At 73.0% G+C, this 25,074-nt stretch carries 22 protein-coding genes; 7 read left to right on the top strand and 15 right to left on the bottom strand.

Annotated features, from left to right (window positions below):
- The first annotated feature begins 30 nt into the window (after window positions 1-30).
- A complete protein-coding gene (locus tag IG05_RS0114050; RefSeq protein ID WP_030342495.1) occupies window positions 31-1,296 on the top strand; it encodes a nucleotide disphospho-sugar-binding domain-containing protein in 1,266 nt (421 codons plus the stop codon).
- Here IG05_RS0114050 and IG05_RS0114045 read toward each other — a convergent pair.
- Both IG05_RS0114045 and IG05_RS0114040 read right to left on the bottom strand, forming a co-directional pair.
- Window positions 1,272-2,021 (bottom strand): FkbM family methyltransferase, encoded by a 750-nt coding sequence (locus IG05_RS0114045; RefSeq protein WP_051789800.1) that lies wholly within the window; start codon window positions 2,019-2,021, stop codon window positions 1,272-1,274. The genes IG05_RS0114050 and IG05_RS0114045 overlap by 25 nt on opposite strands.
- Window positions 2,022-2,092: 71 nt before the next feature.
- Window positions 2,093-3,076 carry an SMP-30/gluconolactonase/LRE family protein gene (locus IG05_RS0114040; protein WP_030342492.1) on the bottom strand — a complete coding sequence of 328 codons (984 nt, stop codon included), beginning with the start codon at window positions 3,074-3,076 and terminating at the stop codon, window positions 2,093-2,095.
- A 174-nt stretch (window positions 3,077-3,250) separates the two neighbouring features.
- Between IG05_RS0114040 and fabD the strand changes: the two genes are divergently transcribed.
- Window positions 3,251-4,204 carry an ACP S-malonyltransferase gene (gene fabD, locus IG05_RS0114035; RefSeq protein WP_030342490.1) on the top strand — a complete coding sequence of 318 codons (954 nt, stop codon included), beginning with the start codon at window positions 3,251-3,253 and terminating at the stop codon, window positions 4,202-4,204.
- Between the two features lie 72 nt (window positions 4,205-4,276).
- On the opposite strand, the gene IG05_RS0114030 is transcribed toward fabD, so the two are convergent.
- From IG05_RS0114030 to IG05_RS0114000, 7 genes are all read right to left on the bottom strand, one after another.
- Complete coding sequence (locus IG05_RS0114030) at window positions 4,277-5,062, bottom strand: SDR family NAD(P)-dependent oxidoreductase (protein ID WP_037813718.1); 786 nt, start codon at window positions 5,060-5,062, stop codon at window positions 4,277-4,279.
- Window positions 5,056-6,261 (bottom strand): serine hydrolase domain-containing protein, encoded by a 1,206-nt coding sequence (locus IG05_RS0114025; protein ID WP_051789796.1) that lies wholly within the window; start codon window positions 6,259-6,261, stop codon window positions 5,056-5,058. Before IG05_RS0114025 ends, IG05_RS0114030 begins: the two co-directional genes overlap by 7 nt.
- A complete protein-coding gene (locus tag IG05_RS0114020) occupies window positions 6,254-7,240 on the bottom strand; it encodes an aromatase/cyclase (protein ID WP_078894128.1) in 987 nt (328 codons plus the stop codon). Before IG05_RS0114020 ends, IG05_RS0114025 begins: the two co-directional genes overlap by 8 nt.
- 135 nt (window positions 7,241-7,375) lie before the next feature.
- Window positions 7,376-8,311 (bottom strand): nitroreductase/quinone reductase family protein, encoded by a 936-nt coding sequence (locus IG05_RS0114015; protein ID WP_078894126.1) that lies wholly within the window; start codon window positions 8,309-8,311, stop codon window positions 7,376-7,378.
- Between the two features lie 332 nt (window positions 8,312-8,643).
- Window positions 8,644-9,678, bottom strand: coding sequence for an LLM class flavin-dependent oxidoreductase (locus IG05_RS0114010; RefSeq protein ID WP_030342482.1), 1,035 nt, complete (start codon window positions 9,676-9,678; stop codon window positions 8,644-8,646).
- A 19-nt stretch (window positions 9,679-9,697) separates the two neighbouring features.
- The gene (locus IG05_RS0114005) at window positions 9,698-10,432 is read right to left on the bottom strand and encodes an SDR family NAD(P)-dependent oxidoreductase (RefSeq protein ID WP_030342480.1); all 735 of its coding nucleotides are present in this window, start codon (window positions 10,430-10,432) and stop codon (window positions 9,698-9,700) included.
- A 46-nt stretch (window positions 10,433-10,478) separates the two neighbouring features.
- Entirely contained in the window at window positions 10,479-10,919 is a 441-nt protein-coding gene (locus tag IG05_RS0114000) for a nuclear transport factor 2 family protein (protein ID WP_030342478.1), read from the bottom strand.
- Between the two features lie 241 nt (window positions 10,920-11,160).
- Here IG05_RS0114000 and IG05_RS0113990 point away from each other — a divergent pair, with 241 nt between their 5' ends.
- Together IG05_RS0113990 and rfbB are read left to right on the top strand one after the other, a co-directional pair.
- Window positions 11,161-12,228 (top strand): glucose-1-phosphate thymidylyltransferase, encoded by a 1,068-nt coding sequence (locus IG05_RS0113990; RefSeq protein ID WP_030342476.1) that lies wholly within the window; start codon window positions 11,161-11,163, stop codon window positions 12,226-12,228.
- Complete coding sequence (gene rfbB, locus IG05_RS0113985; protein ID WP_030342474.1) at window positions 12,225-13,205, top strand: dTDP-glucose 4,6-dehydratase; 981 nt, start codon at window positions 12,225-12,227, stop codon at window positions 13,203-13,205. Before IG05_RS0113990 ends, rfbB begins: the two co-directional genes overlap by 4 nt.
- A 76-nt stretch (window positions 13,206-13,281) precedes the next feature.
- Here the strand turns inward: rfbB and IG05_RS0113980 are convergent, their stop codons facing one another.
- The gene (locus IG05_RS0113980) at window positions 13,282-14,649 is read right to left on the bottom strand and encodes an NDP-hexose 2,3-dehydratase family protein (protein ID WP_030342472.1); all 1,368 of its coding nucleotides are present in this window, start codon (window positions 14,647-14,649) and stop codon (window positions 13,282-13,284) included.
- A 37-nt stretch (window positions 14,650-14,686) separates the two neighbouring features.
- Window positions 14,687-15,919: a nucleotide disphospho-sugar-binding domain-containing protein gene (locus IG05_RS42145; RefSeq protein ID WP_030342471.1), complete on the bottom strand. Its 1,233-nt coding sequence runs from the start codon at window positions 15,917-15,919 to the stop codon at window positions 14,687-14,689.
- A 192-nt stretch (window positions 15,920-16,111) separates the two neighbouring features.
- Here IG05_RS42145 and IG05_RS0113970 point away from each other — a divergent pair, with 192 nt between their 5' ends.
- Entirely contained in the window at window positions 16,112-16,858 is a 747-nt protein-coding gene (locus IG05_RS0113970) for an FkbM family methyltransferase (RefSeq protein WP_078894124.1), read from the top strand.
- A gap of 58 nt (window positions 16,859-16,916) precedes the next feature.
- Here the strand turns inward: IG05_RS0113970 and IG05_RS0113965 are convergent, their stop codons facing one another.
- Window positions 16,917-17,321, bottom strand: coding sequence for a hypothetical protein (locus IG05_RS0113965; RefSeq protein ID WP_037813715.1), 405 nt, complete (start codon window positions 17,319-17,321; stop codon window positions 16,917-16,919).
- A 97-nt stretch (window positions 17,322-17,418) separates the two neighbouring features.
- Here IG05_RS0113965 and IG05_RS0113960 point away from each other — a divergent pair, with 97 nt between their 5' ends.
- Window positions 17,419-19,485, top strand: coding sequence for an NAD(+) synthase (locus tag IG05_RS0113960; protein ID WP_030342466.1), 2,067 nt, complete (start codon window positions 17,419-17,421; stop codon window positions 19,483-19,485).
- Between the two features lie 14 nt (window positions 19,486-19,499).
- Here IG05_RS0113960 and IG05_RS0113955 read toward each other — a convergent pair whose 3' ends face one another.
- On the bottom strand, window positions 19,500-20,213 hold the full coding sequence (locus IG05_RS0113955; protein ID WP_030342464.1) for a TIGR03943 family putative permease subunit: 714 nt from the start codon (window positions 20,211-20,213) through the stop codon (window positions 19,500-19,502).
- The gene (locus IG05_RS0113950; protein WP_030342463.1) at window positions 20,210-21,220 is read right to left on the bottom strand and encodes a permease; all 1,011 of its coding nucleotides are present in this window, start codon (window positions 21,218-21,220) and stop codon (window positions 20,210-20,212) included. The genes IG05_RS0113955 and IG05_RS0113950 overlap by 4 nt, the downstream gene beginning before the upstream one ends.
- Window positions 21,221-21,379: 159 nt before the next feature.
- Between IG05_RS0113950 and IG05_RS0113945 the strand changes: the two genes are divergently transcribed.
- Window positions 21,380-23,206, top strand: a complete 1,827-nt coding sequence (locus IG05_RS0113945; protein ID WP_030342461.1) for an NAD(P)-binding protein — start codon at window positions 21,380-21,382, stop codon at window positions 23,204-23,206.
- Window positions 23,207-23,208: 2 nt separating this feature from the next.
- Here IG05_RS0113945 and IG05_RS0113940 read toward each other — a convergent pair whose 3' ends face one another.
- Complete coding sequence (locus IG05_RS0113940) at window positions 23,209-25,014, bottom strand: prolyl oligopeptidase family serine peptidase (RefSeq protein ID WP_030342460.1); 1,806 nt, start codon at window positions 25,012-25,014, stop codon at window positions 23,209-23,211.
- Window positions 25,015-25,074 lie beyond the last annotated feature (60 nt).

The following is a 25,074-nucleotide window of genomic DNA, read 5'->3' as shown; positions in this document are numbered from 1 at the left end:
GACTGTGTCGGGCGAGAGGAAATTGAATCCATGCGTGTTCTGTTCTGCGCTTTCCCTGCGACGGCGCATGTGCACCCCCTGGTCCCGTTGGCCTGGGCGTTGCAGAACGCCGGGCACGAGGTGCGCGTCGCCATCCATCCCGGTGCGGCCCACCTGGTGACCGAGGCCGGCCTCGCCCCGGTGCCGGTCGGCGCGGCGCTGACCGAGGTCATGGAGTGGAACGACAACTTCGAGAAGCTCGACTCGCTCACCGACTTCCTGTCGGTGGACGCCGCCCACGACGACGGCTGGGAGCGCAAGTGGGCCGGCATGACGAGGATGCTGGCCGGGTTCACGCCGATGCTCGGCGACCTCGTGGACTTCTGCCGGAGCTGGGGGCCCGACCTGGTGCTGTGGGACCCGTTCTGCGTGCCGGCCGCCGTCGCCGCCACGCTGACCGGCGCCGCGCAGGCGCGGTTCCTGTGGGGGCAGGACAACATCGGCTGGCTGAACGCGCGGTCGCGCGAGCGGCTGGCCCAGCGCGGCGCCGGCCCGGAGGAGGACCCGGTCACCGCGCTGATGCGCCCCATGCTGGAGCCGTACGGCCTCGCCCACCGTGAGGAACTGCTGCTCGGCCAGTGGTCCGTCGACCCGGTGCCCGCGCCGCTCCGGCTGCCCGTCGACCTCTCGTACGAGCCGGTCCGGCGGGTCCCCTACAACGGCAACCGGACCCCGCCCGCCTGGGTGCACGAGCGGCCCGAGCGGCCCCGGGTGTGCCTGTCGCTCGGCATGGGGGGCCGCGGCCGGCAGCTGTTCCGGGAGGCCGGGCTCTCCTTCGCCGACATGGTCGCCGCCCTGTCCGAGCTGGACATCGAGCTGGTCGCCACGCTGCACGCCGAGCAGCTGGCGACCGTGCAGGAGGTGCCGGACAACGTCCGGCTGGTGGAGTACGTGCCGCTGAACTACCTGCTGCCCAGCTGCTCGGCGCTGATCCACCACGGCGGCGGCGGAACCTTCGCGGCGGCCGGGGCGCACCGGGTGCCGCAGCTGGTCACCCCGCTGTCGATGTGGGGCGAGGCCCGCACCGCGCGGTACGTCGCCGACAGCGGCGCCGGGCTGATGCTGGAGCCGGGCGAGCTGACCGCCGAGTCGCTGTGCGCGGCGGTGCAGCGGCTGGTCACGGAGCCGTCGTTCCGTGCCGGGGCCGACCAGCTGCACTCGCTGATCCGGTCCATGCCCGGCCCGGACGAGGTGGTGCGCAGGCTGGAGGCGCTGACGGCCCAGCACCGCCCTCAGCGTCGTGCGGTGACGTTGTAGATGCCGAGCTCGGGCCACATGTAGGGAGCGGGCGCGCTGCGCACGCGCAGCCCGCGCTCCCGCAGGATCCGTTCCACGGCCTCCCGCTCCTCGCCCACCTCGACCACCAGGGAGCCGATCCTGGACCAGTCCTCCTCGGCGATGCCGTGGAGGACGTCCGGCTCCGCGCCCTCGACGTCGATCTTCACGAGGTCCACCGGGCCGTCCGGGACGGTCCGGCGGAGCACCCCGGACAGGGTCTCCACCTCGACGGTGAGGCGCGCGGCCTGGAAGAGCTCCGCCGCCTTGTCCGCGCCCAGGTGGCGCGCCATCAGCGCGCGCTGCGGGCCGAGCTGCTCCGGGCGGAGGGTGGAGTTCCCCGCGAGCCGCGGGAGGTGGGTGAACTCCGCGGCGGCGGCCGGCCGCGCGCCCAGGCAGGACTGCCGTACCAGGACGTCCTGCGTGACCCCGTGCAGGGCCAGGTTGCGCCGCAGCAGCCGCACGTTGCCGGGCACCGGCTCGAAGGCGAGCACCCGGGCCCGCGGGCGGTGCCGCTTGACCAGCAGGGTGAACAGCCCGATGCCCGCGCCGGCGTCGACGACGACGGGCGCCGGCGGCAGGTGGTCGAGGCGGTAGGTGTCGTCCTCGAAGAGCTCCTGGTAGCCGAAGCGGGCGGTGGCCTCGTCCTCGGCGTGGCAGGAGAACCCCTCGGCAAGTTCGATCAGTCGGGTGCCGTCGTCGGGCATGTGGTCCCCTTTCCCGGAGGGAGTGGCGGTGCGGGCGGAGGAGCCCGGCCGGGGCCGGGCTCCGTCCTGGACTACGCGTGCCGTGGCAGGGCCACCGCGGTGTACGCCGTGGTCGGCGTCGGCGGCAGCGGGAAGCGGGAGTTCGTCAGGTACAGCCGGTCGCCGTAGGGCGCGACGGCGCTCGGCGAGTCGAAGCGCGGGTCGGTGACCCGGCGGACCAGGGAGCCACGGGTGCCGTCCGGGGTGAGCCGGATCACCGCGAGGTCGGTCTGCGACGGCGCGTACAGCGTGCGGCCGTCGACGCAGATGCCGTTGGTGGTGGGGAACTTCGCGCCCTCGACGGCGACCCGGCGGGCGTCACCGGTGCGCGGGTCGACCCGGAACAGGGTGCCGCCGTCGACGTACTGGTTGACGACCAGCAGGGCCCGCCCGTCCGGGGTGCCCGCGATGCCCGCCCCGGTGATCTGCCACTGGGCGTCGCTCTGCCGCCACTCCCCCGTCAGCGGCAGGGTGACGATCCCGTCCCGTCCGGGCAGCGTGCCGCCCGGACCGAACGGCACCCCGAACAGGACGCCGTTGAGTCCGTCGGTGAACCAGGCGGCGTCCCGCGTGACCGTCGCGAGGTTCACGCAGGCGTTCGCGGCGCCCAGCCCCTCGTACGTCGTGAGCACCTCGCCGGTGCGGCCGTCCATGACGGTGATGGTCCGGCCCCAGCCGCCCCCGATGAACAGCCGTCCGCAGTGGTCCAGCGCGAGACCGATGGCGTTGTGCCCCGAGCCGAGCCCCTCGTTGATGAACTCGCCCTCGCCGGTGGACAGGTCGACCCGGTAGATCGCGGCGGTGAGCAGCGATCCGAAGTAGGCGAAGGGCAGCCTGCCGATCGCCAGGCCGTCCGGATGGAGCCCGTCGGGCAGCCGCAGGGTGGTCGGCCAGGACTCGCGCCCCGCCGGTTCGCCCGCCCAGGCCGGGCCCGCCGCGGCGCCGAGCACCGCCGCGCCGCCCACCGCCGCCCCCAGGCCGAGGAATCCCCGACGGGTCAGCACCTTGTTCCGCATGCCGTTTCTCCTCCTTGGAATGGACCGCCGCTGGGCGGTGGCCGCACGATCGCAGGCCGGGCCGGAGAACCGCTTGAGCGGCCCTTTCGCAAGCTGAAGCGGTGCTCAAGCGGCGGTGTAGGCCGCATCTGGAGACTGCGAGCTCCTGCCACCAGCCGAGAGTGAGTGTCTGCATTGGACAGGACCGCCTTCCTCTTCCCCGGCCAGGGCGCCCAGCGCGTGGGCATGGGGCTCGACCTGATGCGGCGTTGGCCCGGGCTGACCGAGAGCTACTACCGCCGCGCCGACGAACTGCTCGGCTTCGAACTGTCCCGGCTGTGCTGGGAGGGCCCGGCCACGGAGCTGCGGCAGATGCCCGTCACCCAGCCCGCCGTGGTGCTGACCAGCGTGGTGGCGCTCGAAGTGCTCCGCGCGCACGGTGTCGTACCGGATCTCGCCGCCGGGCACAGCCTGGGCGAGTTCAGCGCGCTGGTCTGCGCCGGCGTCCTGGACTGGACCGACGCGCTGCGGCTGGTCCGGCTGCGCGGCGAACTGATGAGGGCGGCGAACGCCCGGGTGCCGGGCAAGATGGCGGCGGTCGTCGGCCTGGACCTGGCGACGGTGGAGGAGCTGTGCCTCAAGGCCGCCGCCGCCTCCGGCGAGGTCGTGGAGGTCGCCAACCACAACGACTTCACCCAGGTGGTCGTCTCCGGGCAGACGGCCGCGGTCGACGCGCTCGCCCAGCTGGTCGGGCAGGCCGGCGCCGACCGCGTCGTGATGCTGAAGATCGGCGGTGCCGCGCACTGCACGCTCCTCGGCGGCGTCGAGGACGAGTTCGCCGCGGCCCTGGCGGACGTGGAGTTCCGCGATCCGGTGATCCCGGTCGTCTCCAGCTTCACCGCGGCACCGGTCCGGGACGGCGCCGAGGCGCGCGGCTGCCTGCTCCGCCAGTTCACCGGGCGGGTCGACTGGACCGGTACGGCGCAGCGGCTGGTGGCCGAGGGTGCGGGGAACCTGGTCGAGGTGGGCCCCGGCAAGGTCCTGGGCGGCCTGTGCCGGCGCATCACCCCGGGTGTGGTCACCCACCGGACCGACGACGAGCAGCAGCTGACCTCGACCCTGGCCGCCCTCGCGGGCCGGGCCGGCTGAACCGCCGGCCCGTACACGACGAAGGGGCGTTTCCCGGCTGCCGGCCGGGAAACGCCCCTTCGTCGTGGCGGATCAGTAGTTGCCGAGGCCGCCGCACACGTTCAGGGCCTGCGCGGTCACCGCGTCGCTGCCGGGACCGACCAGGTAGGCCACCATCGCGGCCACCTCCTCGGGTACGACGTACCGGCCGATCGGCACCCGGGCGCTCACCCGCTCGTGGACCTCCTCGGCCGGGACCTTCCACAGCCCGGAGTAGACCTCGCGCACGCGTTCGGCCATCGGCGTCTCCACGAACCCGGGGCAGACCGCGTTCACGGTCACCCCGGTCTTCGCCAGCTCCAGGCCGAGCGCCTTGCTGAACCCGACGACGCCGTGCTTGGCGGCCGAGTACGGGGCACCGTTGACGACGCCCTGCTTGCCGCCGGTGGACGCGATGTTGACGATGCGTCCCCAGCCGCGGTCCAGGATGCCGCCGTGGTTGAGGACCTCCTTGGTCATCATGAAGACGCTGTTGAGGTTGGTGTTGATCACGTCGAGCCAGAGCTCGTCGGGGACGTCCTTGGTGACGCCGCCGCCGGACCGGCCGGCGTTGTTCACCAGGACGTCCACCGGGCCGAACCGTTCGGTGGCGGCCCGGACGAAGGCGCGGACGTCCTCGCGGGAGGTGACGTCGCAGGCCCGGCCGTCGACGTCGAGCCCCTCGTCCTGGAGCTGCTTCACGGTCTCGGCGACGACGTCCTCGCGCCGCGCGCACAGGTACACCCGGGCGCCGTCCCGGGCCAGCCGGCGGGTGATCTCCAGGCCGATGCCGCTGGTGGCGCCGGTCACCAGGGCGACCAGAGGGGTGCGGGTCATGATTCCTCCTTGGCCGAGCGCTGTCCGACGCTCGAATAGACGGCTCGTACGAGCCGGTGGGCGCGGTCGTCGATGCTGCCCAGCTCGCGGGAGCCGGAGTTCTGCACGTAGGCGAAGGCGAGGTCGTGGCGCGGGTCGGCGAAGGTGAAGGTGCCGTTCGCGCCGTCGAAGCCGAACGCGGTGGTCAGGCCGGCCGAGGCCGGGAAGGTGGGGCTGTCGGGCAGCATGAAGCCCAGCCCCCAGGCGGTGGACATCATGGTGATCCGGCAGGGGCCCTCGGCGTGCACCCGGCCGATCTCGGCCGACATCCCGGGGCTGAGCAGCCGGAACCCGTCGACCTCGCCGACGAGTGCGGCGTACAGCCGGGCCAGGGACCGGGCGCTCGCCCAGCCGCCGTAGGACGGGTCCTCGGCCGTCGGCTCCGGTTCCGGGTCCAGGGCCATGCTGGCCACCGTCGACCGGTGGGTGAGCGACTCGGGCCTGCCCAGCTCGGTCAGCATGGCGATGGCGTCGCCGGGGTCACCGCCCGACATCACGTCCTCGGCCTTGGACTGGAGCATGGTGGCCAGGTGGACGGCGTCCGGATCGGGCAGGCCGATGTGGCAGTCCAGGCCCAGCGGCGCGGCGATCTCCTCGGCGAAGAAGACGCCGACCGTGCGGCCGGTGCGCCTGCGGATCAGTTCGCTGACCAGGTAGCCGAAGGTCACGGCGTGGTACCCGTGCGCGGTGTCCGGCTCCCACTCCGGGCGGGCCCCGGCGAGCGCCTCGGCGATCGGGGTGTGCCGGCGCATGTGGTCGGCGGTGATCGGGGCGTGGTCCAGGCAGACCACGCCGGAGCGGTGGCTCAGCACCATCCGCAGCGTGATCTTCTCCTTGCCGTGCGCGGCGAACTCCGGCCAGTGGTCGGCGATCGGCCGGTCCAGCTCCAGCACCCCGCGGTCCACCAGGAGCAGCGCCGCGGCGGTGACCAGTGCCTTGGTGGGCGAGGCGAGGACGCTCAGGGTCGACGCCCGCCACGGGTCGGTCCGGCCGGGGTCGGCGAAGCCGCCCCACAGGTCCACCACCGGCCGGCCGCGGTGGTAGACGCACACCGCCGCGCCGATCTCCTCGCCGTCGGCGAAGTGCCGCCGGAAGACCCGCGCCACCTCGGCGAAGACGCTGTCGCAGGAGCCGTCGTGGGGCAGGCCGCCGGGCTCACCCATGGCGCCACGACCCGGCGTGGTCGAGCGTGCTGCGGCTGTTGCGCCCCAGCGCGCCGCGGACGTACTCGCGCGCGTCGGCCAGCGTCTTGCCGGCGCCCAGCACCTCGGCGACGGCGCCCGGGTTGATCGCGACGGTGTGTTCGGCGGTCACCAGCACCTCGTCGCCCTCCCCGGCCAGCTCCCAGCGTCCGCTGTGGCCGAAGAGCAGCCGCGGCGGCACCAGCTGCTTGTAGACGATCAGCTGGCCGGGCACGCAGACCCGGACCGAGTGCGTGCTGTGCGTGGAGCCGTCCGCGGTGACCGTCTCCATCACCATGTCCTGGACGCCGGGCACGTCCTCCTTCAGCGTCACCCGCCGCACGTGCGGGAGGCGCTGCGGCCACAGGTCCGAGCGGTTCAGGAAGTCGTAGACCTCGGCGGCCGGGCGCCCCAGCGCGACCGTGTCGGTGAACGAGAACACCACGTCGTCGATCGCGTGGCCCAGTTCGGCGATCCGGGTCAGCGCCTCCAGCTCCACCGCGCTGTTGCGGTCGAGCGCGGAGGCGATCCAGCTGACCGTCTCCTGGCTGTCGTCGGCTGCGGTGAACTCGTGGAGCAGCACGATCTCGGTGCCGCCGTCCGGCAGCGGCCGGAAGTGCCACTCGCCGCCCATGCTGCCGATGGGGGCGGCGCTCTCCTCCTGGTCGAAGCGGATCCACAGCGCGTCCGGGTCGAGTTCGCGCCGGGACACCCAGGACTTGACCTCGCCGTTCACCTGGGCCCACAGCCGGAACCGCTCGGTGCGCGGGCCGCGGCTCAGGTGCTGGGCGTAGATGCTGGGCCCGAAGATGGCGGGCCAGCGTGTGACGTCGGCGGCCAGCTCGTAGAGGGTACGGGCCGGCGCCATCGAGTACCTGACGTGCTCGGTGCGCCGCAGCTCGGGCTGCCCGTCCCTCGTGGCCGGCCTGCCGTGCCGGCCGCCGACGGGGATACTGCTCATGGTGGTTCCTCTCCTCCTGGTGCGCGGCGAACCGGGCCGTGCGGCCACGGTCGGTGGCCGCGCCGGTCTGCTGCCGCTACCCGGTGGCGAGGCTCGCAGCGGGCGCTAGAGGACAGCTCAAGAGCCCGTGCCGGATCAGGCGAACGGCGGTGCGTCGGCCGTGGCGTTCAGCGCCGTCACCACGGTCTGCTCCTCGAAGTCGAAGTGGGACTCCAGGCGGCCGGCCAGCTCCTCCAGTTCGGCGCGCAGGCGTACCGGGTCGGACTCGCCGGGTACGAAGCCCTCGACGAGCGCCTGGATGGAGTCCTGGAGCTGGGCCACCACCTTGTGCTGCTCGCTCAGCTGGGCGAGCGCCGGGGCGAGCGCGGGGAACTGCGCGGCCAGCGAGGGGAAGACGGCCATGTCCTCGCCGGTGTGGTGGCGGCGCAGGGCGCCGCAGAAGCTGAGGCAGTGGGTGCGCATCTGCTGGGCGAGGTCCGGCGGGGTGGCCTCGATGGTGTCCGCGGTGCCGTCGATCACCCGGTCCGCCTGCTCGCGCAGCGTCCTCAGCTCGCCGCGCAGCCATTCGTGGACCTCGACGATCCAGTCGCCCATGCCCTTCACCCGCTCCTCGCCGGGCCGGGGCTCGATCCGGTGCAGGACGACGACGGGGATCTCGCGGGTGGTCTTGGCCTGGTAGTCGCCGTAGCCGGGGGCCTCGGCGACCACCCGCTCGAAGAGCCGGTCGCGTTCGGCTCCCTGCGGGACGGCGGCGATGGCCCGGTAGGTCTCCTCGCCGGTCTCGACCGTCACGATGGGGTTCTTGCGGATGTTGTGGTACCAGGCGGGATGCCGGTCCGATCCGTTCGCTGACGCGACGACGACGCCCTTGCCGTCGATGACGAGGTAGCCGAGGGGCGTCTCCCGGGGCTGCCCGGTCCTGGCCCCGGTCGTGGTCAGCACGGTCAGCGACCAGCCTTCGAACATTCCGGTCATCTTGCCGTTGTTCGCGCGGAACTCGGCGATGATCCGCCGCTGGAAATCGTTGACGTCGAAGCCGGACCAGTTGTTCTCGGCCTGTTCCTTGCTCATGCACTTCCTTTCGGATTCCATCCGGAAAGGAGGGCGGCTGCACAGGAGGACAACACAAAAAAACCCGCATGCCTACGCAGTGGAATGGGCGCAGTGAACCCCCGCTTCAGGGGTTGACGAAACTGCGAGAGACGGACGTGCCGGTCCCTGTGTTGGCTGAGTAGCCGCTACCTCCATACGTAGGCCCATACGGGGCTCACCAAGACTGTAACGCTGATCATCAACGGGTCGCAAGGCCGGCCGCCGCGCACCGGGCGCGGTCGGCCGGTCCTCAAGTCGCCCTCCGGCGCGGCCCTTTGCGAGGGCAATCCGCGGGCGGACGGCGCGTGCGGTCAGCCCGCCACGCCGGACTTCTCCAGTGCCTCCCTGGCCTGCTCCAGCACGGCCAGCCGGCCGGCCAGGTCGGTGTCGACGGCCGAGATCATGATGCTGAGCGTGGTCACTCCGGCCCCCGCGTAGGCCGCCATGCGTTCGGCGATCCGGTCGACCGGGCCGACCAGCGACGTACGGTCGATGAAGCCCGCCGGCACCGCCGCCGCCGCGCCCGCCCGGTCGCCCCGCCGCACCCGCAGGCTCACCTCGCGCGCCTCCTGCTCCCAGCCGAGCCGGGCGGCCAGCTTGCAGTAGAAGTTCCGCTCCGGGTCGCCGATCCCCATCAGGTGGGCGTAGTGCGCGCGCAGCAGGTCGACACAGCCCGCGATGTCGTCGCCCACCGAGGTGGCCAGGCACGGGATCACCTCGAAGCCGGCCATGGTGGAGCCGTGCAGGGCCCGCCCGGCGGCGATCCGCTCGACCGACTCGGCGACCTGCTCGGGTGCGGCGAAGACGCCGATCCAGCCGTCGGCCAGCTCCCCGGCCAGCCGGAGGTTGCGCGGCCCCACCGCGCCGAGGTAGACGGGGACCGAGGTGCCCGCCGGTTCGGTGATGACGTGCAGCGGTGCTCCGGCGGCGCCGGAGTACGGCAGCCGGTAGTGCTCGCCCGCGTAGACCACCGGCTCGCCGGAGAGCGCCTTGCGGACGATCTCCACGTACTCGCGGGTGCGTTCCAGCGGCCGGTCGAAGGGCACGCCGTACCAGCCGTCGGAGACGTCCGGGTTGGACACCCCGAGCCCGAGCCGGAACCGGCCGCCCGAGAGCGAGTTGAGGGTGGCCGCGGTGAGCGCGGCCAGCCCCGGGGTGCGGGCGGGGATCTGCATCACGCCCGAGGCCAGCCCGATCCGTTCGGTGCGGCCGGCGACCAGGCCGAGCACGCTGGCCGCGTCCGACCGGTAGCCCTCGGGGGCGAAGGCGACGTCGTAGCCGAGGCGTTCGGCGGTGACGGCCAGTTCCGACACGCCCTGGTAGGTCAGGTTCACGCCGAGCTTCACAGCGCCGGCTCCTTCCGGTTCAGATCAGCAGGTGGGCGCCGCCGTCGACGAGGACGACCTCGCCGGTGGTGTAGGTGGCGCGCTGCAGACCGGCCACGGCCTCGGCCACGTCCTCGGGCGTGCCGACCCGGCGCAGCGGTGTGGTGGCCTCGACCCGGGCCCGGATCTCGGTGAAGCCCTGGGTCCACGGGGTGTCGATCAGGCCCGGCGCGACCGCGTTGACCCGGACACCGGGTCCGAGCGCCCCGGCGAGCAGCCGGGTCATGTGGTCCACGGCGGCCTTGCTCACCGCGTAGGGGATCGAGCTGCCGGCCGGCCGGGTGCCGGCGACCGAGGAGATGTTGACGACGTGACCGCCGCCGGGCGCCTCGCGCAGCCACGGCACGGCCGCGACCGTCGTCTGCCAGGTGCCGACGACGTTCAGCCCGAGGATCCTGCGCCAGACGTCGCCGGTCACGGCGTCGAGGTCCGTGTGCGGGATCGGCTGGGTGACACCGGCGTTGTTGACCAGCAGGTCGAGCCGGCCGTACTCGGCGACGGCCTGCTCCACGAGCTGCCGGGCCTCGGTCTCGTCGGACACGTCGGCGCGGACGAACCTGGCGTCGGGCAGCGACGCGGCGAGTTCCTCGCCCGCCTCGGTGCTGCGCACCGCGTTCACGACGACCGCCATGCCCTCGGCGGCCATGCGGCGGGCCACGGCGGCGCCGATTCCCGACGACGATCCGGTGACGAGGGCGACCGGCTTGCCAGTCATGCGATTCCTTTCCGGGGGGACGAAAGACAGGACGGGAGACGGGGGTTCAGGCGGCGTCGAACATGTGGTCGTGCTCCACCCGGCGGGAGCGGTTGCGCACGTCGCCGCCCTCGATCACGAGGACGTCGTGCACCAGGCAGCTCGGGCCGACCACCGGCTGCTTGGCGCCGGGACGCGTGGTGAGGACCAGGGCGTAGAACGTCGCGTCGAAGGCGCCGTCCTCGCGCTCGGTCAGGTTGAGCATGCTGAACATGTGCCGCCGCTGCACCGGGTCGTCCGCGAAGCGGGTGTTGAACCGGTGCAGTTCCTCGATGATCCCGGCGTGGCCGCGGGCCGGCGGGACGCCGGGAGTGTGCTGGAACTCCCCGTCAGGGGTGAAGGTGTGCGCGTACTCCTCGAACCGGTTGCTGTCGAGGAGCTGGACCTGCCGGCCGTAGTGCTGGGAAGCGGCCGTGTAGACGTCCGTGAAGCTCGCCGTGCTGGGCATGCGGGTGGGGCCTTCCGCTGATCTGTGAGGTGGACGGGCCGGGGGTGCCCGGTCCCAGGGCAGCGAGTGTGCGCCCGGCGCCTTGAACGCGGCTTGAACCGGCGCTCCCGCGGCCGCCCGCACCCGCGCGGGACACCGGCGTTCCGGCGTACCTCCGGCACGGCTCCACCCCTGCTGAAGTGCCGGCCGCCACGCTGCGGCCGGAGGGAAGACCGGTGTCATCTGCTCGGGAGGCTCGTACATGAAGGCGCTCGTACTGTCCGGCGGGTCGGGGACCCGACTGCGCCCCATCACCCACACATCGGCGAAACAGCTGGTGCCGGTGGCCAACAAACCCGTTCTCTTCTACGGCCTGGAGGCGATCGCCGACGCCGGCATCACCGAGGTCGGCCTGGTGGTGGGGGACACCGCCGACGAGATCCGCGAGGCGGTCGGCGACGGCTCCCGCTTCGGCCTGGAGGTGACCTACATACGCCAGGACGCGCCGCGGGGCCTCGCCCACGCGGTCCTCGTGGCGCGGGACTTCCTCGGTGACGACGACTTCGTGATGTACCTCGGCGACAACTTCATCGTCGGCGGCATCACCGGCCTGGTGGACGACTTCCGCGCGGAGCGGCCGGACGCGGGCATCCTGCTGACCCGGGTGCTCGACCCCCGGGCCTTCGGCGTGGCGGAGCTGGACGCGGCGGGCCGGGTGGTCTCGCTGGTGGAGAAGCCGGAGTTCCCCAAGAGCGACCTCGCCCTGGTGGGCGTCTACCTCTTCACCCCGGCCGTGCACGAGGCCGTGCGTGCGGTACGGCCCTCCGCGCGCGGTGAGCTGGAGATCACCCACGCCCTCCAGTGGCTCATCGACCAGGGCCGGGACGTGCGGTCGACCACGATCTCCGGCTACTGGAAGGACACCGGCAACGTCGCCGACATGCTGGAGGTCAACCGGTCGGTCCTGGAGCGGATCGAGCCCCGCACGGCCGGGACGGTCGACGCCAGCAGCGAGATCATCGGCCGGGTCCGGATCGAGGAGGGCGCCCGGGTCAGCGGCAGCCGGGTCGTCGGCCCCGCGGTCATCGGTGCCGGCGCCGTGATCAGCGGCTCCTACGTCGGCCCCTTCACCTCCATCTCCGAGGGCTGCCGCATCGAGGACAGCGAGGTGGAGTACTCCATCCTGCTGCGGGACTCGACGCTCACCGGTGTCCGCCGGGTCGAGGCCTCGCTCATCGGCCGCGACGTCGAGGTGACGCCGGCCCCGCGTACCCCGTCCGCCCACCGGCTCGTGCTCGGTGACCACAGCAAGGTGCAGATCTCGTCATGACGACCCGACTCCTGGTGACCGGCGGCGCCGGTTTCATCGGCTCCCACTACGTCCGGACGCTGCTGGGCCCCCAGGGACCCGGCGACGTCCGGGTGACCGTACTGGACCGGCTCACCTACGCCGGCAACCTCGCCAACCTGGCGGAGGTGGAGGCCGATCCCCGGTTCTCCTTCGTCCAGGGCGACATCTGCGACCCCGGCACGGTGGAGCGGCTGGTGGCCGCGCACGACCAGGTCGTCCACTTCGCCGCCGAGTCCCACGTGGACCGCTCGATCGACGGCGGCGCGCAGTTCGTGCGCACCAACGTGCTGGGCACGCACACCCTGGTCGACGCCGCGCACCGGGCGGGCGTCGAGCGGTTCGTGCACATCTCCACCGACGAGGTCTACGGCTCGATCGACTCCGGTTCCTGGCCCGAGACCGATCCGCTGCGGCCCAACTCGCCGTACTCCGCGTCGAAGGCCTCCAGCGACCTGGTCGCGCTCGCCTACCACCGCACGCACGGCCTGGACGTCCGGGTGACCCGCTGCTCCAACAACTACGGCCACCACCAGTTCCCCGAGAAGCTCATCCCGCTGTTCATCACGCACCTGATGGAGGGCAGGAAGGTGCCGCTGTACGGCGACGGCGGGAACGTGCGGGACTGGCTGCACATAGACGACCACGTCCAGGGCATCGAACTGGTCCGCACCCGCGGGCGGGCGGGCGAGGTGTACAACATCGGCGGCGGAGAGGAGCTCTCCAACAACGACATCACCCGCATGCTCCTGGACGCCCTCGGGGCCGACTGGGACGGCAGCGTCGAGTACGTCGAGGACCGCAAGGGGCACGACCGCCGGTACTCGGTCGACTGGTCCAAGATCCGCACCGAGCTGGGGTACACCCCGCGCGTGCGGTTCGCGGAGGGTCTGGCCGCGACGGTCCGCTGGTACCGCGAGCACCGCGCCTGGTGGGAGCCGCTGACGGCGCGGGTCTGACCGCCCGCGCGGCGACCCGCGCGAGAACGCCCGGCCGGGAGATCCCGGCCGGGCGTTCTCGCGTGTCCGCGTGCCGCTAGACGGCCTGCGGCACGGGGGCGTCCAGCTCGGCGAAGGTGAGGAAGGTCAGCAGGCTCCTGGCCTCCACGTTGAGGTAGTTGCCGTAGCGGACGAACTCGGTGAGCTGGCGGAGCGTCATCCAGGCGTAGTTCTCCGGGACCTCGGCCGGGAAGTCGTCGGCGGCCTCGACCAGCATGTACCGGTTCTGGGCGTGGTAGAAGCGGCCGCCCTCCTCCGAGTGCACCGACTCGAAGCGGATCCGCTCCGGCGGCGCGGTGAGCACCTCGTCGAGGAACCTCGGCCGGGCGCCGCCCAGCGGGTAGTTGCCCGGCTGGCAGTGGACCGTCGGCGCCAGCTCGATCAGGTCGCCGGCCCCGGTCTCGGTCCTGGCCTGCACCAGCAGGTGCATCACCCCGCCGACGGTCCTGGCCAGGAAGGCGATGACGCCCTCGCTGCGGGGCTGGAGCATCACCTGGGACCAGCTGCCCACCTCGCGGCTGCTGGCCCGGACGTCCACCCCGATCACGGTGAAGTGCTTGCCCTCGTCCTGGGCGATGGTCCCGTCGGTGTGCGACCAGCCGCGCACCCGCGCCAGCGGCAGGCGCCGCCGGACCAGCGAGGAGCGGCACTTGGCGTCGGTGAACCAGCTCAGCAGCCGCGCCGTGTCGTGGTACGGCTCGGCGTCCGGCCGCCAGGCGCGCTCCAGCGCCCGGCGGAAGGTGCCGTCCCCGTGGGCGGGGCCGGTCCGCCGGAACGGTGTCGCGCCGGAGAGCACGGTCCGGGTGTCCATGTTGACGAGGTTGTCGACCCCGAGCAGTTCGCCGACCTGCTCCGCGCTCAGCCAGCAGAAGTCGTCGAGCAGTTCGACGTCCTCGTCCGTCTCGATGACCATGTTGCGGTTGCGCTTGCCCAGGAACCAGGAGGCCTGCTCGGACTGGAGCGCGTCGTGCAGCACGCGCCCGCGGTGCGGGGCGATGAAGTGCTCCAGGTAGGGGACCGGCTTACCGCCGTGCACCCGGGTGTAGTTGCTCTTCGTCGCCTGCACGGTCGGCGACAGCTGCACCAGGTTGACGTTGCCCGGTTCCATCTTGGCCTGCAGCAGGAAGTGCGGGACCCCGTGGAACCTCTTGACCAGGATCCCGAGGATCCCGTACTCGGGCTGGACGATGATCGGCTGCTGCCAGGCGTCCACCTCCCGTCCCGCGCCCCGGACGTCCAGCCCCTCTACGGAGAAGAAACGGCCGCTGCGGTGGACCAGGTTCCCGGTCGAGCGCTCGAACCGCCAGCCGTCGAGCCGGTCGAGGGGAACCCGGGACACCTGGTACTCGTGCGCCCGGCAGCGGTCGGCGAACCAGCTGCTGAAGTCTGCCGTGGTGGAAAACAAGTGGAGCTCCCAAGTGCTGTTCCGAGCCGGACGGTGCCTAGCGGGCGCCCAGTCCCCGTACGAGCCGGTCGATCACCGACGCGGGGCTGGGCTGGTCCGCCATCTCCGCGCTGACCGCCCGGGCGGCCTCCGTGAACGCGGGCTCGTCGAGCAGGCGGCGCACCAGCTCCCGCACCGACTCCAGCTCGATGTCGGCGAAGGGCAGCGCCAGACCCGCCTTGCAGTCGACCACGCGCTGGGCCACCAGGGGGTTGTCGGCGCCCTCGGGCAGGATCAGCTGGGGCACGCCGTGGTGCAGCGCGGCGGCCGTCGTACCGGAGCCGCCGTGGTGCACGATCAGCGAGCAGGTGCCCAGGAAGGCCGACAGCGGGAGGTAGCCGGGCAGCCGCACATTGGCGGGCAGCTCGCCCAGCGCCGCCACGTCCGTCGAGTGGTCGGCGAGGATCACCTCGGCGTCCAGTTCCCCGAGCGCCTGCATCAGCAGCCGCAGTTTGCTGCCGTCGGACATCAGCGGGATGACGGTGCCGAGGGTCAGGCAGATCCGCGGCCGGTCCGGGCGGTGCAGCGCCCACTCGGGCAGGAGACCGCCGCCGTTGTACGGGATGTAGCGCATCGGCCACCAGGGAGCGCCGCCCTCGCGGTCCTCGGCGTCCTCCGTGAGGCCGCCCAGGCTCGCCGGACGGGGGTCGATCCTGGCGACGAGGTCGGGCTCCCGGTCGCCGATGCCCAGCCGCTCGCGCAGCATGGCGATGAGCGGCGAGTGGTCGGGGATGACCCCGGTGCGGTGGTTCTGGGCACCGCTCGCCCGGACGCCCTCGTCCCGCATCGACCAGGAGACGCGGTTGCCGACCTCCAGCGCCGGGACCCCCAGGGCGGCGGCGGCCAGCATCCCCGCCGCGTGGTCGGACGGGTAGACCACGAGGTCCGCGCCGAACCGGCGGCCGGCCTCGATGGTGCCCTCGGTCATGGCCAGTGTGAACAGGTCGAAGGGACGCATCGCGCCGGCCAGCTCCCAGTACCCGGGCGGCAGCCCGTCTCCCGCTTCCTCGGTCTTCGGCGCCTGCCCCTTCGAACCGAGCAGCAGGTCGGCCCCGACGTCACGGGCCGGGAAGACGTCCACCGTCGGCAGCCCCGACTCGGCGGCGGCCTTGGTCACATAGGCGGTGGTCGCGAGCAGTACCTCGTGGCCGGCCGCCCGGGCGGCCCACGCCAAGGGGACCACGGGCAGCAGCAGCCCGTATCCGGGAGCGGCAGGGAAAAGAATTCTCATGGCCGGGATGCTGCCACAGAAAGGCCGTCTCCGGAGGGGTTGCTTTCACCGGCACCCGGGCGTTTCGGATACGCACTGCCGGGATTCTAGCGGGCCACGAGCGGGGCTCGACTATTCACGTGGAAATATCGCTGACGGGGGCGGGCCGGTGCCGGCCGACGCTCCGGAACCGGCGGAAGGAATGTACTGGTCATGGCCCTGAACCTCATTGAAATGGAAGAGGGATTCTCCTGCTACGCCAGCGGGGAGTTCGAAGCCCGATTCATCTACCAAGAGATATTCAAGGACAACAACTACGAGCAGCCCGGACTTCCGGAGGCGCCGTTCACCATCGATGTCGGTGCGAACATCGGGCTGTTCTCGCTGTACATGAAGCAGAAGTACCCGAAGGCCCGGATCATCGCCTTCGAACCCGCGCCGGAGAACTACCAGGCGCTGCAGCAGAACCTCGAACTGCACCAGGCCGGCGATGTCACCGTCTACCCGTACGCCGTCGGCTCCGAGGCCCGTGAGGCCACCTTCACCTACTACCCGGCGATGCCCGGCAACTCCACCCTCCACCCGGAGGAGAAGGTCCTGCAGAAGCGCCTGATGGGCGAGCGCCTCGGCGAGCAGGCGGCCACCGACCTGTTCCAGGCCTCGACGATCACGGTCACCGTGGACCGGCTGTCCCGCTTCCTGGCGGAGCACCACCCGGACGTCACGGTCATCGACCTGCTCAAGATCGACGTCGAGGGCGCGGAGCTGGAGGTGCTGCGCGGCATCGACGACGCGGACTGGGCGAAGGTGCAGAACGTCCTGCTGGAGGTGAACGACACCGACGGCGCGCTCGACCGGGTCGAGACCCTGCTGCGGGAGAAGGGCTTCACGGTCACCAGCGAGCCCGTGCCGCTGATGTGGGAGGAGATGGCGCTCCACTACGTCACCGCCCACCGCTGACCCCGCCGCACGGCGTGCCCGGCCCCGGCGAGGGGCGGGCACGCCGTGGCCGCGCCGGTCAGCGCGCGGTGCGGCCCACGCCCCGTCCGGCCAGGGCCATCACCCCGGCGACGGCGGCGGTCCCGGCGAGGCTGCCGATCACGACCAGGCCCACGCCGATCGCGAAGAGGCCGGTCGAGTCGTCCGACCAGTCGTACCAGGCCGCGGCCGTCAGCCCCGCCGTGGTGCCGGTGATCGCGCCCGCGACGTGCCCCCGGGACACGGCCCCGCACACCGGCACCAGCAGCGTCAGCACCAGCCCGATCACCTGCCACGCCTCGTACGGGCCGCTCGTCGAACCGTCCGGGTGCACGTCCCGCTGCTGGTCCCAGCCCAGCCAGGCGGCCCACGCCGCCAGGGCGACCAGGAACGGCACGAGGAACGGCAGGGTCCGCAGCGCGGGGGCGAGGAGTCGTCGGCGCACACCCCCAGCCTGTCGGCTCCGGGTGTCACCCGCCAGAGCCGAGGTACTCAAGGTGCGCCTGAGTACCCGGGTACGGCCGGGATCTAGGCTTCCGGACATGAAGGATGCCCCGTTGAACTTCTGGTCGCTCTACAGCCACGGCTTCGCGCGCATCGCCGCGTGCACGGGCCACACCGTCATCGCCGACCCGCGCGCCAACGCCGAAGCGGTCCTGCGCCAGGCCCGCGACTGCGCGGACGAGGGCGTCGCCGTCGCCGTCTTCCCCGAGCTGGGCCTCACCGGCTACTCGATCGAGGACCTGCTGCTCCAGGACGCCCTCCTCGACCAGGTCGAGGCGGCCCTCGCCACCGTGGTCGCCGGGTCGGCCGAGCTGCTGCCGGTGCTAGTCGTCGGTGCCCCGCTGCGCCACCGCCACCGGGTCTACAACTGCGCGGTGCTGGTGCACCGGGGCCGGATCCTCGGTGTCGTACCGAAGTCGTACCCGCCGAACTACCGGGAGTTCTACGAGCGCCGGCAGATCGCCGACGGCCACGACGAGCGCGGCGGCACCATCCGGATCGCCGGCGCCGAGGTGCCGTTCGGGGTGGACCTGCTGTTCGCCGCCGAGGACGTGCCCGGGCTGGTGCTGCACACGGAGATCTGCGAGGACATGTGGGTGCCGGTGCCGCCGAGCGCCGAGGCCGCCCTCGCCGGGGCCACCGTCCTGGTCAACCTCTCCGGCAGCCCGATCACCGTCGGCCGGGCCGAGGACCGCAAGCTGCTGTGCCGCTCGGCGTCCTCCCGCTGTCTCGCCGCCTACGTCTACGCGGCGGCCGGCCTGGGCGAGTCGACCACCGACCTGTCCTGGGACGGGCAGACCATGATCTACGAGAACGGGGTGCTGCTCGCCGAGTCCGACCGGTTCCCGCTCGGCGACCAGTACGCGGTCGCCGACGTCGACCTCGACCTGCTGCGGCAGGAGCGGCACCGGATGGGCACCTTCGACGACAACCGCCGGACCCACGCCGCCCGCACCGGGGACTTCCGGATCGTCTCCTTCGAGCTGGACCCGCCGCTCACCGACCTCGGGCTGCGCCGGCGCGTCGAGCGGTTCCCGTTCGTGCCCGCCGACCCCGAGCGGCTCGCCCAGGACTGCTACGAGGCCTACAACATCCAGGTCGCCGGGCTCCAGCAGCGGCTCGCCGCGATCGGCGGACCCAAGGTCGTCATCGGCGTTTCCGGCGGACTGGACTCCACGCACGCGCTGATCGTCGCCGCCCGGGCGATGGACCGCGCGGGCCGGCCGCGCAGCGACATCCTCGCCTTCACCCTGCCCGGCTTCGCCACCAGCGACCACACCAAGGACAACGCCCACAAGCTGATGCGCGCGCTCGGCGTCACCGCCGCCGAGCTGGACATCACGCCGACCGCGCGGCTGATGCTGAAGGAGATCGGCCACCCGTTCGCCTCCGGCGAGCCGGTGTACGACGTCACCTTCGAGAACGTCCAGGCCGGCCTGCGCACCGACTACCTGTTCCGGCTGGCCAACCAGCGCGGCGGCATCGTCCTCGGCACCGGCGACCTCTCCGAGCTGGCGCTCGGCTGGTCCACGTACGGCGTCGGCGACCAGATGAGCCACTACAACGTCAACTCCGGCGTGCCCAAGACCCTGATCCAGCACCTGATCCGCTGGGTCGTCAGCAGCGGGCAGTTCGACGACGGGACCGGCGAGATCCTCACCGCGATCCTGGACACCGAGATCAGCCCCGAGCTGGTGCCGGGCGAGGAGATGCAGTCCACCGAGTCGAAGATCGGCCCGTACGCGCTCCACGACTTCACCCTCTTCCAGGTGCTGCGCTACGGCTTCCGGCCCTCGAAGATCGCCTTCCTGGCCTGGCACGCCTGGCACGACCCGGACGCCGGCGCCTGGCCGCCCGGCTTCCCGGAGGCCAAGCGGGTGGCGTACGACCTGGCCGAGATCCGGCACTGGCTGGAGGTCTTCTGCCGCCGCTTCTTCGCGTTCTCCCAGTTCAAGCGCTCGGCGATGCCGAATGGCCCGAAGGTCTCGGCCGGCGGCTCCCTCTCCCCGCGCGGCGACTGGCGCGCCCCGTCCGACGGCAACGCCCGGGCCTGGCTGAGCGACCTGGAGCGCTTCGACTTCGACGGCGCGGCCGCCGGGCGGTAACCGGCACCGCCGGCTCAGGTGTTCCAGGTCTCGTCGTACGGGTCGCGCGGGGCCTGGACCGGACGGGTCGCGGTGACCAGCAGGTACGGGACGGGGCCGTTGTTGACCGGGTCGCGGGTCAGGCGGGGGGTGTACGTGCCCGTGACCTCCAGCCAGGCGTCCGGGCGCAGCACCGGCGGCAGTTCGCCGGTCAGCGCGATCTTCACCGGCAGGGCGTCCGCCGCGCAGCAGTTGAGGGCCATGCGGACCAGGTAGGGGCGGCCCGCCCGGTCCAGGGCGAGGAAGCCGGTGACCCGGACCTGACGGCCGTGCAGCGAGCGGCCGTGGCCGTAGGCCGCGCGGGAGGCGTAGTCCACGACCGACAGCGGCACCGGGTCGCCGGCCGGCAACGGGCCGTAGGCGTAGGGCTTCTGCAGGGCCGTGCCGGAGCGCAGGGCGCTGTACGAGCCGAGGGCCGGCGGGGCGATGAGGATCAGCGCGAGCAGCGGCAGCAGCAGGAGCCAGGACACGCGCGGCTCGGGGTGCGCGTGTCCCGGGCCGGACCGGGCGGCGCGGCGGCGCTCGTACCAGGCCGTCGCCACGGCCGCCGCGATCAGGACGGCGCCGGAGGCCAGCAGCAGGGGGCGCAGGCCCGCCTTGACGTAGCGCAGGTACAGGTCGGTGGCACCCGCGTGCAGCAGGGCGGCGCCGAGCAGGAACAGGACGGCCGCCTGGGCCTGGCGGTTCACAGCAGCACCGTCCCGGTCAGCACGGCGCCCGTGACGGCCAGCGCGAAGGTGGCGGGCGCGAACCGGAGCGCGAAGCCACGGCCGAAGGTGCCGGCCTGCATCGCGAACAGCTTGAGGTCGATCATCGGGCCCACCACCAGGAACACCAGCTTGGCCGTCGGGGAGAACTGGGTGAGGGAGGCCGCGACGAACGCGTCCGCCTCCGAGCAGATGGACAGCAGGACGGCCAGGACGGCCAGGGCGAGCACCGACACCACGGGCGTGCCGGCGGCCGCGCGCAGCCAGTCCGCCGGGACCGCCGCCTTCAGCGTGGCCGCGGCCGTCGCGCCGAGCACCAGGAAACCGCCGGCGTGCATGACGTCGTGCCGGACCGCGTCCCAGAACGCCTCCCCCCTGCCCGCGCCCTCGTGCGCGCCGTGGGCCGGCGGGCGCAGCCAGTCCGTGCGGCCCAGCCGCTGCCACAGCCAGCCCATCACGCAGGCCACCAGCAGGCTCGCCGCGAACCGGGCCAGGACCATCTCCGGGTGTCCGGGGAAGGCGACGGCGGTGGCGGTCAGCACCACCGGGTTGATGGCGGGCGCGGACAGCAGGAAGGCGAGGGCGGCGGCGGGGGTCACGCCCCGGCGCACCAGGGCGCCCGCCACCGGCACCGACGCGCACTCGCAGCCCGGCAGCACCGCGCCCGCGACGCCCGCCACCGGTACGGCCAGGGCGGGCCGGCGCGGCAGGGCGCGCGCGAAGAAGGACGCCGGGACGAACACCGCGATCGCCGCCGACAGCAGCACACCGAGCACCAGGAAGGGCAGCGCCTGCACGGTCACCGCCACGAACACCGTCATCCAGCTCTGCATCGCCGGGGTGCCCAGCAGCCCGCGGATCGGGGACTGGGCGAGCACGGCCAGCAGGAGCGTCAGCACCAGCACCAGCGGGGAGCTGAGCCGCCGGGCCCGCACGGGCTCGGCGGGGCCCGTATCCGCGCCGGGCGGGGCGTCTTCGGTGATGGCCACGGGTGGTTACCTCCGGCTGCTGGACTGCCTCCCCTTGCGTACGCGAGCCGTCTCCCGGCCGTTCAGGACGTTGCTGGAACCACGCATCTCCTTGGGGCACTCTTTTCCCTTGTGGCGAGCGTTCCGTACCAAGGGGGCCCGGGGGGCCGGCCGGCGCACATGGTGGTGTGCGGTGACGACGGGCTCGCGCACCGGCTGGCCGCCGAGCTGCGCGGGGTCCACGGCGAACAGGTCACCCTCGTCGTACCGCCGAACGAGCGCACCGCCCGGCCCCCCGTGGTCGGCCGGGCCCGGGCCGCGTCGGCGGCGCTGTTCGACCGCGTGGTCAGCGCCGCCGTGGGCACCGTCGGCCGGACCGGCGGCACCGGACCGCCCGCCGCCGGCACCGCCGCCCCGCGCCCGGACCCGGACGGGGTGCTGGAGGCGGAGGAGCTGACCGAGGCGGTGCTCGCCGAGGCCGGGGTGGCCCGGGCCGCCGCGCTGGCCCTCGTGTACGACGACGACGAGACCAACATCCGGGCCGCGCTGACCGCCCGTCGGCTCAACCCCCGGCTGCGGCTCGTCCTGCGCCTGTACAACCGGCGGCTGGGCCAGCACATCGAGGAACTCCTCGACCAGGCCGCCGCGTTGGCCGCCGGTGACGAGGACGGCGGACCGGACGCCGGCGCCGAGGCCTCCACGACCGTGCTGTCCGACGCCGACACCGCCGCGCCGGTGCTGGCCGCCACCGCCGTCGCCGGCACCAGCCGGGTCGTCCAGACCGAGGGCCTCCTGCTGCGTGCCGTGGAACGGCCGCTCACCGGACAGGACGGGACGGGCACCGGTCCCGGACTGTGCACCCTCGCCCTGTTGTCGGGCGGCGACCCGGACGGCGGTGGCGAGCACGAGCCGCGGCTGCTCCCCGACGACGAGGAGGTACGGCAGGCCGCCGGCCGCCAGGCCGTGGTGCTGGAACACGTCTCCGCCCCGGCCGGTGCGGAGTCCGCCGCGCCCACCCGCCGGATGACCGGCGTGATGCCGTTCGCCTCGCTCTTCTCCCGCCGGCTGCGCTGGTCCCTGGCCGGCCTGGTCGGCTGCGTGGTCGGCCTGGCCGTCGCCCTGTGGCTGGTCACCGGCATCCACCCGCTGCGCGCCTTCTACGTCACCCTGCTCGACCTCTTCGCGATCGACGACCCGGCCCTCAGGGAGCCGCTCGGCCGCCAGGTCCTGCAACTCCTCTCCGCGCTCGTCGGGTTGCTGCTCCTGCCGCTCCTGCTGGCCGCCGCGCTGGAGGCGTTCGGCACCTTCCGCACCGCCTCCACCCTGCGCAGACCCCCGCGCGGCCTGAGCGGGCACGTGGTCCTGCTCGGGCTCGGCAAGATCGGCACCCGGGTGCTGACACGGCTGCGGGAACTGAACATCCCCGTGGTGTGCGTCGAGTCCGACCCGGAGGCGCGCGGCCTGGCCACCGCCCGCCGGCTGCGGGTGCCGGTGGTCCTCGGGGACGTCACCCAGGAGGGCGTCCTGGAGGGCGCCCAGATCCACCGGGCCCAGGCCCTGCTGGCGGTGACCAGCTCCGACACCACCAACCTGGAGGCCGTGCTCTACGCCCGGACCGTACGCCCCGATCTCCGCGTGGTCCTGCGCCTGTACGACGACGACTTCGCCACCGCCGTCTACCGCACCCTGCGCACCGCCTACCCCCAGGCCCTGACCCGCAGCCGCAGCGTCACCCACCTGGCCGCCCCCGCCTTCGCCGGGGCGATGCTGGGCCGCCAGGTGCTGGGCGCCGTCGCCGTGGAACGCCGGGTGCTGCTGTTCGCCGCGATCGACGTGGACGGCCACCCCCGGCTGGAGGGCCGCACCGTCCGGGAGGCCTTCCACTCCGGTTCCTGGCGCGTCCTCGCCCTGCTGGGCCACCCGGCCACCTCCGCCGAGCACGTCCTGGCGAAGGGCGACCGGGTGGTGGTGGCGGCGACCCGGCGGGGGCTGGCCGAGCTGCGCTGACGCTACGCGGGCAGGTGCCGCCCGGCGAACTCCAGCTCCAGTCTCACCTGCTTGATCCGCTCGTCCACGACCAGGGAACCGTGTCCCGCGTCGTACCGGTACACCTCGTGGACCGCGCCGCGGGCCTCCAGTCTCTTGACGTAGTTGTCGATCTGGCGGATCGGGCAGCGGGGGTCGTTGACGCCGGCGGAGATGTGGACGGGGGCCTCGACCTGGTCGACGTAGGTCAGCGGGGAGGACGCGGCGAAGCGGTCCGGGACCTCCTCCGGGGTGCCGCCCAGCAGGGTGCGGTCCATGGCCTTCAGGGCCTCCATCTCGTCGTGGTACGCGGTGACGTAGTCCGCGACCGGCACGACGGCGATGCCCAGCGTCCAGGCGTCCGGCTGGGTGCCGAGGCCGAGCAGGGTGAGGTAGCCGCCCCAGGAGGCGCCGGTCAGGACGAGGCGGCCGGGGTCGGCGAGGCCGGAGGAGACGGCCCAGTCGCGCACCGCGGCCACGTCCTCCAGCTCGATCAGGCCGACCCGGTGCTTGAGGGCGTCGGTCCAGGCGCGGCCGTAGCCCGTGGAACCGCGGTAGTTGATGCGCACGACCGCGTACCCGTGGTCCACCCAGGCGGCCGGGCCCGCGGCGAAGGAGTCGCTGTCGTGCCAGGTCGGACCGCCGTGCAGGTCGAACACGGTGGGCAGCGGGCCGGTGGCGCCCGCCGGCTTCTGGACCAGGGCGTGGATACGGCCGCCGGGGCCCTCCACCCAGACGTCCTCCACCGGCACCGACGGCGGGCAGGCCATGCCCGGGGGGTCGAGCACCACTCCCCCGGCCGTGGACCGCACCACCGGGGGCTCGGCGGCCGACGACCACAGGTACTCCACGCTGCCGTCGGGGCGGGCCGTCGCGCCGGAGACCGTGCCGGGCGGGGTGGGGATGCGGGTCAGCTCGCGGGCCGCCAGGTCGTACCGGAACAGCTCGCTGCGGGCCTCGAAGCCGTGGACGACGAGCAGGGCGGAGCCGTCCGGGTACCACTCGGCGCTGACGTCACCGGGCAGGTCCAGGGCCAGGTCCGTCTCCCCGCCCGTCGCCACGTCCCACACCAGCGGCTCCCAGCGGCCCCGGCGCTGGTGGCCGACGAGCAGCCGGGTGTCGCCGTCGACCGGGGCGAAGCCCAGCACCTCCAGGCCCAGTTCCTCGGTGCCGCCCTTGGTGTCGTCCAGCTCGGCGACCGTCGTGCCGTCCGGGCGGAGCACCCGCAGCGCGGCGTGCATGGCGTCGCCGTGCTCGGTGTGCTCGACGGCGATCAGGGAGCCGTCGTGCGCGAGGTCGCCGACGCCCGCCGACTCGCGGTGCCGGTAGATCTCCACCGGGTCGGCGCCCTCGCGGGCCAGGTGGATCGTCGTGCCGTCCTCGTCCGTGGAGCGGCCGACGACCGCCGTGCGGCCGTCGCGGGACAGGGCCAGGCCGGCCGGGTAGGACGGGTCGAGACCGGGCACGGCCGGCTCGTCCGGACCGCCCGTGAAGGGCTGGCGGCGCCAGCTGCCGAACTCGTCGCCGTCCTTGTCGTCGAACCACCAGATCCACGCGCCGTCCGGGGAGAGCACGCCGTCCGTCGTGCCGTTCGGCCGGTCCGTCACCTGCCGCTGCTCACCCGTCGCCCTGTCCCAGGCGTACAGCTCGTACGTCCCGGTCGCGTTCGACACGAACAGGGAGCGGTCCGGTGCGTCCTCCGCCCAGTCGGGCAGGGAGACGCGCGGTGCGCGGAACCGCTTCTCCCAGTCCGGCATGTCCGGTGTGTCCGGCATCCTGCTCTCACTCATGGCCCCAGTCATGCGCCCATACTGCCTGGCCGCGCCGACAATTGGGTGGCGGGTGTGCGC

Origin of the sequence: Streptomyces sp. NRRL S-1022, assembly GCF_000720135.1 — a bacterium.
Classification (GTDB): Bacteria; Actinomycetota; Actinomycetes; order Streptomycetales; family Streptomycetaceae; genus Streptomyces.
The sequence above is the reverse complement of the archived record's forward strand: the minus strand, read 5'-3'. Positions and strand labels throughout refer to the sequence as shown.

Excerpts from the sequence above, each read along its gene's own strand:
- IG05_RS0114050 (WP_030342495.1), top strand. The coding sequence starts at position 31 with ATGCGTGTTCTGTTCTGCGCTTTCCCTGCGACGGCGCATGTGCACCCC.
- IG05_RS0114045 (WP_051789800.1), bottom strand. The coding sequence starts at position 2,021 with ATGCCCGACGACGGCACCCGACTGATCGAACTTGCCGAGGGGTTCTCC.
- IG05_RS0114040 (WP_030342492.1), bottom strand. The coding sequence starts at position 3,076 with ATGCGGAACAAGGTGCTGACCCGTCGGGGATTCCTCGGCCTGGGGGCG.
- IG05_RS0114025 (WP_051789796.1), bottom strand. The coding sequence starts at position 6,261 with ATGGGTGAGCCCGGCGGCCTGCCCCACGACGGCTCCTGCGACAGCGTC.
- IG05_RS0114020 (WP_078894128.1), bottom strand. The coding sequence starts at position 7,240 with ATGAGCAGTATCCCCGTCGGCGGCCGGCACGGCAGGCCGGCCACGAGG.
- IG05_RS0114015 (WP_078894126.1), bottom strand. The coding sequence starts at position 8,311 with ATGAGCAAGGAACAGGCCGAGAACAACTGGTCCGGCTTCGACGTCAAC.
- IG05_RS0114005 (WP_030342480.1), bottom strand. The coding sequence starts at position 10,432 with ATGACTGGCAAGCCGGTCGCCCTCGTCACCGGATCGTCGTCGGGAATC.
- IG05_RS0114000 (WP_030342478.1), bottom strand. The coding sequence starts at position 10,919 with ATGCCCAGCACGGCGAGCTTCACGGACGTCTACACGGCCGCTTCCCAG.
- IG05_RS0113990 (WP_030342476.1), top strand. The coding sequence starts at position 11,161 with ATGAAGGCGCTCGTACTGTCCGGCGGGTCGGGGACCCGACTGCGCCCC.
- rfbB (WP_030342474.1), top strand. The coding sequence starts at position 12,225 with ATGACGACCCGACTCCTGGTGACCGGCGGCGCCGGTTTCATCGGCTCC.
- IG05_RS42145 (WP_030342471.1), bottom strand. The coding sequence starts at position 15,919 with ATGAGAATTCTTTTCCCTGCCGCTCCCGGATACGGGCTGCTGCTGCCC.
- IG05_RS0113970 (WP_078894124.1), top strand. The coding sequence starts at position 16,112 with ATGGCCCTGAACCTCATTGAAATGGAAGAGGGATTCTCCTGCTACGCC.
- IG05_RS0113960 (WP_030342466.1), top strand. The coding sequence starts at position 17,419 with ATGAAGGATGCCCCGTTGAACTTCTGGTCGCTCTACAGCCACGGCTTC.
- IG05_RS0113945 (WP_030342461.1), top strand. The coding sequence starts at position 21,380 with ATGGTGGTGTGCGGTGACGACGGGCTCGCGCACCGGCTGGCCGCCGAG.
- IG05_RS0113940 (WP_030342460.1), bottom strand. The coding sequence starts at position 25,014 with ATGAGTGAGAGCAGGATGCCGGACACACCGGACATGCCGGACTGGGAG.